The organism is Marinobacter sp. F4206, assembly GCF_019392195.1.
In the GTDB taxonomy this organism is placed as follows: Bacteria; Pseudomonadota; Gammaproteobacteria; order Pseudomonadales; family Oleiphilaceae; genus Marinobacter.
In genome coordinates, this window is the sequence record NZ_JAHXKI010000001.1 from 412534 (window position 1) to 424841 (window position 12308).

A 12308-nucleotide genomic window follows, 5' to 3' on the forward strand; every position below is an offset into this window, starting at 1 on the left:
TTATGAATACTGCTGTTCTGAATTACATTGACCGTCATAACCCCTTCCAATTCGGCGAGTTGGAAGGGGTCATTATCTCCACAGAGTCCCAGCGTGAGGTATGGCTGGCCGCACAATTCGGTGAGGGTGCAAGCGCTGCCTTCAACGAATCGGTATTCGTAAACCTCCGTGGCCAGGTCAATCACACCGCATTGACGAACGCACTAACCGCGCTCTGGGAGCGCCATGAGGCTATTCGCGGGTGCTTTAGTGACGATGGGGAAGAAATGGTGATCTACAAGGATCGCCCTGCCCCTATCTACACCCACGATTATTCATCATTACCGCCCAGTGCGCGAGACGAGCAGGTCGAGGAACTGGCCCGCAGCGCCGTTGTGGATGCGTTTGACCTGTTTAACGGGCCCCTTGCCCGATTGGATGTCATCCACTGCTCCACTTCTGAAACCCGAATTCTGCTGACTCTGCACCATTCGATCTGTGACGGCTGGTCGCTGTATATTCTCGCCAGTGAGCTTGGCGAGCTCTACTCCTCCCTCATAGAGCCTTCCAGACCGTCGACCCTGGAGCCGCCACCAAGGTTCAGCGACTACGCCGACTGGGAACGCAGCGAAGAAACCCGGCCTTTGCGGGAACAGAGCATCGACTACTGGACGAAACGCTTTTCCCGGGGCATTCCGGCACTTGACCTACCCTACGATCGGCCTCGGTCCCTCACCCGCAGCTTTGAGGCGTATCGGCTGGACAAAGACCTGCCAATGGAACTTCTGGGTGGGATGAAAACCCTGGCCGCCAGAAACAGCAGCACCATTACAACGGCTTTGATTGCAACGTTCGTCGCTTACCTGAATCGAATCTCCGGGTGCGAAGAAATCGTCCTCGGCATTCCGTTTGCCGGACAGATGGCAAAAGAAGAGCACAGCCTGGTGGGTCACTGTGTCAATATTATCCCGCTCTACATCACTGTTTCGGAGGAAGATTCCTTCAAGACACTGCTCCATAAAACACAGCAGAGCATGCTTGAAGCGTTCGAGTACCAGTACCTGACCTACGGCACGCTTCTCAAGACACTGGGCGTCGCCCGTGATCCATCTAAACCGCCGATGGTATCGGTCATCTTCAATGTGGATCAGGCCAATGAGTCAGATTTCGAGTTTTCCGGGCTGGAGGCGTCTTTTCAGTCCAATCCCCGTGCGTTCGAGAATTTTGACCTGAACCTCAACATTACCCTGTCGGACACGACTGCGGTGATGGAATGCACTCATAATCTACAGCTCTGGAACACCGGTACCATGGACCGCCGCATGGAGGAGTTACTGCTCCTGATGCAAGGTGTTCTGGATGAACCGGATGCTGATCTGAAAAGACACAACCTGATCAGGAAAGCGGATCTTGCGCTCTATCGAAGCCAGTGGGACACCGCTTTTCGTCCGTATGACCTTGAACACACTAGCCTGCATGGACTGGTTGAATCGGCGGCAGACCGGTTCCCGGACCGGACGGCGCTCGTGTACAAGGACGTGGAACTGTCTTTCCGCGAACTCGACAATCAAGCAAACCAGCTCGCGCACTGGTTGATCAACCGCGGCGTTGTGACGGAAACGGTCGTCCCCATCCTTATGGATCGCTCTATGGAAATGTTGATAGCGATCAATGGCATTCTCAAGGCGGGCGGCGCATACCTGCCACTCGATCCCGATCACCCGCACGACCGATTAGCCTTTATTATCGACGAGGTTGGTGCCAGTTTTGTTCTGACCCAGTTGGCGTTAAAAAACCGGGTTCCCGCAAACATCGAAGCCGTCGCCCTGGATGGCGACGGGAACGACCTGAAGCAGTTGCCGGACGAACGTCCGGACCTTCCCTATTCCAGCTCTCAACTTGCCTACGTGATCTACACGTCTGGCTCTACAGGTATGCCGAAAGGCGTAATGCTGGAACATCGGTCGATCTGCAATCACATGTTATGGCTTCAGGAAACGTTTCCGCTGGATGAAACGGATGCGGTCATGCTGAAGACCCCGTACACCTTTGACGTATCGCTGTGCGAGCTCTTCCTGCCCTTGATGACCGGTAGCCGACTGATCATTGCACGCCCGGGAGGACATAAGGATCCCGAGTATCTGGCAAGTCTGATTAACCGGCACCAGATCTCCCACATTCACTTCGTACCTTCCCTCGCGTACCTGTTTCTTGATCTGTGCAAGCAGTCAGATTGTCCGAGCATCCGGCGTATGATCCTCGCCGGCGAAGCTGTCAGTACCGAACTGGAAAGCCGCTTGATGGAGGCGTTTCCAAACGCCGAATGCTGGAATCTGTATGGACCGACGGAAGCCGCGGTGCACGCGAGCCTCTGGCAATGCGGCAAAGAAACCTTTGATCACACTGTACCAATGGGCAAGGCCCCTCCCAATACCCGGCTGTACGTGGTTAATAACCAGATGCAGCTGCTTGCGCCGGGCCTTGCTGGCGAGCTGCTGATTGCCGGCGTCCAAGTCGCCCGGGGGTACATGAATCGTCCTGACCTGACTGCCGAGCGCTTCATTGATGATCCTTTCTCCGACGAACCCTTCAAGGCCTATCGAACCGGCGACCTGGTCAAAATGCGATCAGATGGCGTGCTCGAATACATAGGAAGGAACGATTTCCAGGTAAAACTCAGGGGCCTGCGTATAGAGCTTGGCGAAATTGAATCCGTAATCCTGCGGTTCCCTGGTATTACCCAATGCGCGGTCCTTGCTCGGGAAGATCGAAAAAATGACCAGCGCCTGGTTGCCTACATTGTGGCAAAATCACAGGTTGCGGAGTCGCTCTCAGAGCTGAAAACGCATATCGGGCAACATTTACCTGACTACATGATGCCGCAGCATTTCATCCAGTTGCCTGCGCTGCCGCTGACCTCAAGCGGTAAGGTGGATCGCAAAGCGCTTCCCGTGCCCGATCTCACGATCGCGGCAGAGTCCGATTATGTTCCGCCCGCAACCCGAACGGAATCGGATCTGTGCGACATCTGGTCCAGAGTACTTGGCGTTTCCACGCTAAGCGTGGCCGCCAATTTCTTCGATATGGGCGGGCACTCCCTTTTGGGAACACAAATGCTGGCTCAGATCAAAAGCCGTTATGGGGTAACCCTGGGTCTGGGTAAGTTGTTCGAGGCACCGACGGTCCGAACCATGGCTAGATTGATTGATCAGGAACTTCAGAGCGGCCGGCAGGCCCAGCGGATTCAAAAGCGACCGCAGGACGCCACCGTTTATGCCATCCCCCAACAGCAGGTCTGGTACCTTTACGAAAAGATCGTTCCTGACTCTTATGCCTTCAATCTCCCAGCGGTCTTCCGCTTTCAGGGTGATCTGGACACAGCGTCGCTGGAACGCACATTCAATACGATCTTGCAGCGCCATGAGATACTACGTGCCAATTTCGTCAATCCCGACGGTGAAGTTCAGATCCTCGTGGACGAATCCCGATCGGTGGACCTTGAACCGAAAAGCCTGTCTGACTACGGCGCTACAGATCTGGAAACCCTGGAAAAAGCCCTGCGATCGGTGGTGGGCGAAAGTTTCGACGTGAGCTCGGGTCCCTTGTTCAAAGTCTGGCTCATCCGGCTTGATGATCAGGATCACATTCTCTTTCTCATGATTCACCATCTGGTTTTCGATGGCTGGTCGTTCGATCTGCTATTGAAAGAGATGTGTGCCCTTTACAACGCCTATACCGAAGGATTGGGAAATCCTCTTCCCGAACTGCCGGTTCAGTTCCAGGATTTTGCCCTCTGGCAACGTGACTGGCTGAACAGTGATGCGGTTAATGACCAACTGGCCTACTGGAAAGAGCGACTGGCAGGAGAACTGCCGGTGTTAAACCTGCCTACCGATTTCGATCGGCCGCACACCCAGCCTCATCGATCGGAAGGTGTTAAATTTGAAATCGACGAGGCCGCTGTCGACGCCCTCGAATCACTCGCGGCACGTCATCAGACTACCCTGTTCATGGTCCTGCTGTCGCTTTATGTCCTGATGCTCCATCGTTTCAGTCGACAATCCGACCTGATCATCAATGTACCGGTCTATGCCAGAAATCAGGACGAATTGAGTGACGTCATGGGGCCCATGATCAACGTCCTTGTCTGCAGATTCCAATTGAATGCCACCCAGTCGTTTGACGATCTTGTTCAGCACGTAAAAGAAACCCTGCTCAACGCCATCGACAATCAGGATGTGCCGTTCGACCTTCTGGTACGCACGATCAATCCTCCCCGCGATACGTCGCGCAACCCCATCGCCCAGACTCTGTTCAATTATCAGGATGTACGTAACCGGCAGGCGCAGATGAAGGGCATCCATCGATCCCAGATCAATCTCGACCGGGTTGGAGTCGAGACAGACCTCGACGTCTGGTTCAAGAGGCAGGTCAGCGGCATGCAAGCGGGTTTCGAGTACCCGATCGAACTCTTTAAACGCGAAACTATTGAGGTGTTAGTGACGAATTTTAAAGAAAGCATTCAGGCCCTGACCGAACAACAGGAGGCCCTTGATCTCAAGCAACTGATTGAAGCCTCCAGGCAGGATCTGGAGCGGATTTCGGGCTGGAACCAGACAGGCACGCCATGGAGATTCGATCAGGGATTCCTCACCGATTTTGAAAGGCAGGTTACAGCAAGTCCCGATAAACCAGCCTGCCAGGACGCGGAGGCGAGCTACAGTTATAGAACGCTGGAACAGCGCTCCAATCAACTGGCAAGATTCTTCTCTGACCATGGCGTTGGTGCAGGCGATATCGTTGCTCTCCTGCTCGACCGAAATGTCGATTTACCGGCAACCGTCATTGCGCTCTGGAAACTCGGCGCCGCTTATGTGCCGCTTGATCCGGTATACCCGGAAGAGCGCGTCCGAGCCATACTCGGTGTCGCAGGGGCGAATGCACTGATCACGTACTCGGCAAATGCCGTCGCACAGGCCGCCCACGAGGGCACGACCATCCTGCTGGATCGCGTAGCGGCTTCTGTTTCGGAACAGAGCTCCACCCCCGTTTCGACTCCACTAAGCCCGGATCAGTTGGCCTATGTCATCTTCACTTCCGGATCAACAGGCATACCCAAGGGTGTGGAAATCAGCCATGGCGCGTTGCATAACTTTCTCAATGCCGTGGCGGTGGAACCGGGCCTCAGCGAAAATGACAGGCTGCTTGCTATCACCACTCTGGCCTTTGATATCTCTTTGCTCGAGCTTTTCCTGCCGCTCAGTGTCGGCGCAACCGTGTTTGTGGCTTCTGCCAACCAGAGTAGTGACCCCCATCAACTGCTTGAGCTGATTGAGCAAAAGGAAATTACGACCCTGCAGGCAACACCCGCAACATGGCGCCTGTTGGTAAACGCAGGATTTGCAACTGAATCATCCATTAAGGCGTTGATCGGGGGAGAAAAACTCCCGCCAGACCTGGCACAAAGCCTTATCAATCATGGCGTTGAAGTCTGGAATATGTACGGCCCAACAGAAGCAACCGTCTGGACCAGCTGCTACCGAATTCCAGAGAGCGAAACGGAAATCTCGCCGCGGATACTGATCGGCAGGCCGCTGGCCAATACCCAATTGCATGTTCTTGATGAAGATGGGACCACTCTCCCCCTGGGCGTCTATGGTGAGCTATGGATTGGTGGTGCGGGACTGGCCAATGGCTATCGGGGCAACCCCGGACAAACAGCAGAGCGATTTGTCTGTTTCCCGAATGGCGAGCGGCTTTACCGGACTGGAGACCGGGCTCGCTGGACCCTGGACGGCCAGATCGAATTCGCCGATCGTCTTGATAATCAGGTCAAAGTTCGGGGATACCGGATTGAACTCGAAGAAATCGAAATCAACCTTCGCGCTCATCCCAACGTCGCCGACGCGGCCGTCGTCGTGCAAAGCTTCAGTTCCGATGACCAGCGACTTGTCGCCCATATCAGCTACTGCGGCGACGAACAGCCCACGGGCAGTGAGTTGCGCAAGCATCTCCGCACGTTCTTGCCTGATTACATGATGCCCCAGCAATTTTCTTCCCACGAGCAGCTGCCTCTACTGCCATCGGGCAAGATCAACCGCAAATTGCTGGCCGAAGTGAACGGAACTCAGACCCCGGGGCGTGCCTCTGCCAACCGCGAGCCTACTGAGACCGAAGCACGTGTGATGGCCATCTGGAAAGAATTGCTGAAACGAGAAGAAGTCGCGCTTGATGATCAGTTTCTTGATATAGGTGGGCATTCCCTTTTGGCGTTAAAGGTTATCGTCGATATTGAGAAGACCTTCGGGGCCAGACTGATGCCACAGGATCTGTGGGTTAATACTCTAGAGCAACTGGCGAACCTGATTGACCAGAAACAGGCGTCAGCAAACTCCGAATCCGAAAAGATGTCAGATAATAATAAATCCACAAGAACCGGACGGGGTATGTTTAGACGGCTTTTCGGCGCATCGTGAGGGTTTCAACCCGTCATGATGCTCTCGACAAAGTCGCCAGACTTTCCTCAAACCGATTCGCAGTGTGATCGGGAGAGCGTATTGGAAGCGTTTTACTTCGGGCCATCTGAGAGCTACCTGTTTGGGGCGTTCCACCCCAGACAGGGTGTTGGCCGCAATGAAGCCATTGTTCTGTGTAATCCCTTCGGCCAGGAATATTTGAGGGCTCACAAATCCATAAGGCGCCTGGCCATCAATCTTGCGGAACTTGGCTACCCGGTACTTCGGTTTGACTATCGGGGAACCGGGGATTCGGCGGGAGATCTTGATGGCGTATCTGCTGATCATTGGGTAAGCGATATCGGGCATGCCATTCAAGAACTTCAGGACATGGCCGCCGTACCCAAAGTCGCGCTGATAGGCCTGCGGCTCGGTGCCTTACTGGCTGCAAAAGCCGCAACGGAACACAATCAGGTCTCCCGACTGGTGATGTGGGACCCTATTGTCGACGGCGCCGACTATGTCGACGGCATCAGATCTGCAATCCTCGACGCACAGCCTCTTGGTAGTCGATCCCGAGTCATCGCGCCGGATGGAACCCTGCATTTCAATGGCTTCTGTATGCCTCCCCTTTTTCAGGACTCCATTTCGAATTGGCGCCTTGAGGCCCTGGCTTCGGAGATTCAGGTTCCTGTCGCTCAAATCATGTCTCATGAATCCGACAGCTTCGCGGAGTTGGAACGCTTATTGTCTGACTTTCAGGGATTCTACTCTAAACTGGCCCCAGCGCCTCATGACTGGAATTATGTTGATCACGTTGGAGGGATTCTCTGGCCGAAACCGGTGATCGATGCAATCGAACAATATTTCGGCCAGGCAACGTCTTACTAAAGGGATAACCATGCGAGAACGGGTAGTCACCGTCGGAGATCATCTGCCCCTGGTCGGCATCTTCTGTGAGCCCGATTCCGATCAGGTATCGGACCGCGGAACCGCCGTCATTTTGCTGAATTCCGGGGTAATCCATCGCGTTGGCTCTTGTCGTTTGTCAGTAACTCTCGGGCGCGCATTGGCCGAGCATGCGGGCATAGCCACATTTCGCTTTGATTTCTCCGGCATTGGCGACAGTGAAGCACGGCGCGGCACCCTGACGGCCAATCAGGCCGCGATCGAAGAGGTGCAGGAAGTGATGGACTACCTCGGAAAATGGAAGAAGTTTGACCGGTTCATCCTCTACGGCCTCTGTTCCGGGGCCTTTGCAGCCTATCGTACCGCGATAGCTGACCCAAGGGTGCTTGGTACCGTCCAACTGGACGGGTACTGCTACACGACCTGGAAAAGTCACTTGATGCACTATTCGCCAAGACTGCTTTCGCCGTCGCACTGGATGGCCTGGCTGTTACGCAAACTTGGCTTGCGAAAAGTCAAAAAAGGGGCCGAAGTCTCGGGAATCGAAGAACAGTTTTTCGAAGTGCCCGATTTCGCCAGTTACCCGCCCAAGGAAGACGTCCAAGCAGGCCTCAAGGTACTTAACGATCGCGGCCTCGCCATGCTGTACGTGTTCCTCGGCAACGAACACTACAAATACCAGAGGCAATTCGAGGACTGTTTTAATGCGGTACCGTTTAAAAACAACCTCACCGTAGTTCACCGGCCTCACGCGACACACATTCTGTCCGAACCGGATGACCGAAAACTTGTGGTCAGGGCTATTACGGATTGGGTCAGCCAACAGTTACCCGCCAGCTGAATGGAATGCATCAAAGGCCATGGAAACAACAAAGCTGCAGGCACACCGCCCCAGATCAGAACTGGCCGCCCTTACCTCGCTGCGGGGCATCGCCGCCATTCTTGTCATGTGCCATCATTTCATGTTCGTCCTGCTCCTCGATATCGGTGAGCTGATCCCCTCTAAGCTATTTTTCAAATCCTACCTGTGGGTTGACCTTTTCTTTATCCTCAGCGGTTTTGTGCTTGCCTACGTATACCAGAACCAATTCCGTAACGGTGTCACCGGCTCAAGCTATCGGAGATTCATGCAAACCCGATTCGCCCGGATTTATCCGCTACATTTATTCATCTTGTTGCTGTTCGTTGGGTTTGAGGTTTTGCAGTGGCTCCTGAGTACCATGGACGCCGAGGGCATGGATAACCTGCCTGAACCTTTCACCGGCGACCAAAGTACCGAGACCTTGGTGACGAACCTGTTGCTGGTGCAAACGCTGCATTGGAAGGCGTATTGGAATCAACCGGCCTGGTCCATCAGTGCCGAGTGGATCATCTATTTTTCACTGCCGTTTTTGATGCGCTGGCTACTCCCTGCCGCCCACAGAAGTCCCATCTCACTGACGGTGACTGCATTGGTGCCGCTTGCCGTCATTGAATGGCATTTTGGGGATTTGGGCCTCTATTACGCGGGTTGGCCAATGCTGATCAGGTGTCTGAGCGAAGCTGCCCTGGGTTTGATGTTATTCCGGTGCTATCAGGTGGGCCTTTTCAGCAAAATCGCCTCAGGCCGTCTGCTGATGCCAGTTTTTGCACTGAACCTTGTTCTGCTTGCACTCCCGATTCCGGGCGTGGTTTCTGTCGCCGGATTCGTATGGTTGGTGCTTTGCGCCGCGCGGCTGCCAAGCGATGAATCACACCCGATAAATCATCCAATATTGGTTTATCTGGGAAAGATCTCATACTCGATTTACCTGGTACACTGGTTCGTTATGGATTTAGTGCGGGAAAGTGTGGCCTATTTCACCGGTGTGCCGGTAAGCGACGCTCTGTCTTTAGTTAGTCAGATAATAGTCATGGTGGGGCTAATCCTGATTGTCTTGGGCCTGTCACATATCACCTACCATCGACTTGAGTCGCCAATGCGAGACCGTCTCAAGCCTCGGCGTTTCGCCCACAATCCAACGTAATAAGGGGCAAAAGTGGCTATCGGCCCCCTACCTTCGGCACAGGGTCTGAATCCCGCGGCATCCGGAAATACTATTTCTTTATCAAAACCCGTTTTATAAAAGCATTAAAACTAACCCTCCCATTTATTTATGGGAGCCGTGTGCCATGCTTCAGTGAACCATCTGGTCTTTTCTATTCAGTCTCCTGAGGATGCTCTCATGGTCAGAAATAATAGGATTTTACTTCTGTCTATCTCGAGCTCGCTATTCGCCGGTTGTGCTATTCAAGAACAAATGGATGTAGATGAACTTGCCCCACCAGCAGCGGGCGACATCTTTGAGCATATAATCGACCGGGAGGACCTCGGCTTTTACGCGGATGGGGATTGGCGAGTCTCTAGCTCCATTTCAGGCTACCAGGGTACTGACTATCTCATCGTGCCGCCCGGCCAGGGTGCCAATGTCGCAACGTGGAATTTAAACATCATCAGGACCTTTGATGTTTATGCAAAATGGTCCTCCACACCCAGACGTGGTTCGAATGTTAAATACACGGTTCACCATCTGGACTCCGGCAATAATCTGGTGACTGAAACGGTGACAGTCGATCAAAGAGAAAATGGTGGAGAGTGGCTGAAGTTAGGCACTTACCGGATGTCAACGCTGACAGGACGGGTGACTGTCAACGACGATGCCGATGGTTACGTGGTGGCCGATGCCGTTCTGTTCAGAGAGGTTGGAATATCCGGTGGCGAGATCACCGATGACACCGATGGAGATGGCATACCAGACGAATGGGAACTATCGTACGGTCTGGATCCAAACTCAGCCGCTGATGCGGACCTGGACCCAGATAACGATGACATGTCGAACCTGGACGAATTCCTCGCCCTGACCGATCCCCAGAATGCAGACACCGATGGCGATGGCATGATGGACGGCTACGAAGTTTCCTTCGGGCTCGATCCGAGTACGGACGACGCTTCCGGCGATTTGGACAACGACGGCTACTCCAATCTAGAAGAATACACAGCTGGAACCAGCCCGAACGATGGAACGAGCTTACCGGACACAACATCGGTTCTTGTAACCTGGACAACACCCACCCAGCGTACCGATGGCAGCCCCCTTAGCGAGAGCGATATTGCTCAGTATGAACTCTTCTATCAATTGGCCGTAGCCGGAGAAGAGATAGTCATCGACAACGAATCCAGTAACTTTATGAGCTCTGGCGGCGGGCGAACCTCAAGTGGATATGGTGGTTTTATCGGGAGTGACTACTTCCTCATGAATCCTGGTTCCGGGGAAACCTCGGCGGAGTGGCGGGTGACCAACCTTGCCCCTGACACTACCTACGAGCTCTACGCTCACTGGGTCTCGTCAGGTCTACGGGCGTCCAACGCGACTTACGAATACACGTACACGCACAGTAGTGGCACTGAAACGACCGCCGAAGCAACTGTTGATCAGCGCGTAAACGGCGGTTCTTTCCAATTGCTGGGATCCTTTACAACGAACGACGGCGGCCTTGTCGTACGCATTGACAACGATGCCGACGGTTACGTCGTTGCAGATGCCATCAAGGTCAATGCAAAGGGGGCTTCAGCACAAACCCAGATGATTGAACCAACTGGCACGAACAGCTATCTGGTCAAGGACCTTGAGGAAGGCCAATGGCAGTTCAAGATACGTGCGATTGATACCGATGGTGTGGCCGGCGAATACTCAGATGTAGAAACCAGTGTTGTCCAATAACTGACCTGATAGGTCGTGGTATGAGCTTGAACGGTCATTTGCATGTCGGTGCTGCTCACCTCAGTGATCGTCCAGGCCTTGAAGAATCCGGACAATAAGGGCAATGTCATCTGGCCGGACATCTTCATGGCACGGCAGGGTAAGCAATCTGGATGCAAAGTCCTCAGCCACCGGAAAATGACCAGAGCCGAAGAGTTCATGCAAACCTTCAATGTTCGGTAGAGCCTGCCGATAGAAACGGCTCGACCCAATCCCCGCATTATTGAGCGCTTGGTCAGCCCGGTCGCGGAGGTCTTGCGTCGGTGCGAGTAACCCGTAACGAATCCGCGGTTCTCGAGCTGACGAGCCATTGCCCGCCAGCTTCTTCCAGCCACGATCTTCCAGGACTTTCAACTCAGAATCATAAAGCGGATGCACAAGAGGCCGGGTAAAAAACTCACCGATGCCAGTGCGGACGAGTGACTCAGGCAATGCCAGCCGGTGGACAGCCGAACATTCTTTATAGCTTGTATCACCGATTCTTAAAAAAGGGAGTTTTTCCAGAACATAATATGGGACCCGGGCCATCAGTAGGTGAAAGAGTCTTCGCTTGAGCCCCCAAACCAATCCAGTTTTGACTTTCAGCAGGGAAAATTGGTCTATGACCTCCATCGCCTCCTTATAGAGCTCGTTCCTGACGAGCAGCGCCCCTCCACCCATGAGGTTGATCGGTTTCCCCCTGCCAAAACTGACAATCACTGCATCTGCCCATGGATGTTCTGTGCTCGCTGGAGGAAAGCACTGAGCGGAATCCTCTATCAGGAACAGCCCCAGTTCACGACAAAGTTTCGACAGCAGGTCGAGGCGTTCCGGGATACCAAGCAACCCCGGCGCCACCACCGAAACTGTTCGGGGAGTCACCGCACTTTTCAACTGAGAATCATCCATAAACCCGGTGTCGGGAATCAGATCGACCAGAACGGGCTTTGCTCCCTGGGCAACAATCGCCGCCACCAAATCCGGACAGCCGTAGGCAGGGATAAGGACCTCAGGACCCGAAACCGGCTCTTTCCGGGAAATGGCAAGGGAAACGGCCATCGCGAGTGCATCCGTACCGGATGCAGTAAACTCAGTCTGGTAATCGCGGTGCCATGGGAGATTCCTGGTTGCCGAAGCACCATCCGCAACCGGAATCCGGCTGCCTACCGGCCTCAGCTTGCCCAGCATAACCCTGGACTCTTGGGCT

Annotated in this window: 6 protein-coding genes; 5 read left to right on the forward strand and 1 reads right to left on the reverse strand. The window is 53.9% G+C overall.

Annotated features, from left to right (window positions below; translation table 11 throughout):
* Positions 1-2 precede the first annotated feature (2 nt).
* From KZO34_RS01915 to KZO34_RS01935, 5 genes are all read left to right on the forward strand, one after another.
* Positions 3-6455, forward strand: a complete 6453-nt coding sequence (locus tag KZO34_RS01915; RefSeq protein WP_219472775.1) for a non-ribosomal peptide synthetase — start codon at positions 3-5, stop codon at positions 6453-6455.
* 81 nt (positions 6456-6536) lie between these two features.
* Positions 6537-7325, forward strand: a complete 789-nt coding sequence (locus KZO34_RS01920; RefSeq protein ID WP_219472777.1) for an alpha/beta fold hydrolase — start codon at positions 6537-6539, stop codon at positions 7323-7325.
* A 10-nt stretch (positions 7326-7335) separates the two neighbouring features.
* Complete coding sequence (locus KZO34_RS01925) at positions 7336-8184, forward strand: serine aminopeptidase domain-containing protein (RefSeq protein WP_219472779.1); 849 nt, start codon at positions 7336-7338, stop codon at positions 8182-8184.
* A 19-nt stretch (positions 8185-8203) separates the two neighbouring features.
* Positions 8204-9349: an acyltransferase family protein gene (locus KZO34_RS01930; RefSeq protein WP_219472781.1), complete on the forward strand. Its 1146-nt coding sequence runs from the start codon at positions 8204-8206 to the stop codon at positions 9347-9349.
* Positions 9350-9502: 153 nt separating this feature from the next.
* Positions 9503-11083 (forward strand): golvesin C-terminal-like domain-containing protein, encoded by a 1581-nt coding sequence (locus tag KZO34_RS01935; protein WP_219472783.1) that lies wholly within the window; start codon positions 9503-9505, stop codon positions 11081-11083.
* A gap of 60 nt (positions 11084-11143) precedes the next feature.
* Here the strand turns inward: KZO34_RS01935 and KZO34_RS01940 are convergent, their stop codons facing one another.
* Positions 11144-12289, reverse strand: coding sequence for a DegT/DnrJ/EryC1/StrS family aminotransferase (locus tag KZO34_RS01940; RefSeq protein WP_219472786.1), 1146 nt, complete (start codon positions 12287-12289; stop codon positions 11144-11146).
* Between the last annotated feature and the right edge of the window lie 19 nt (positions 12290-12308).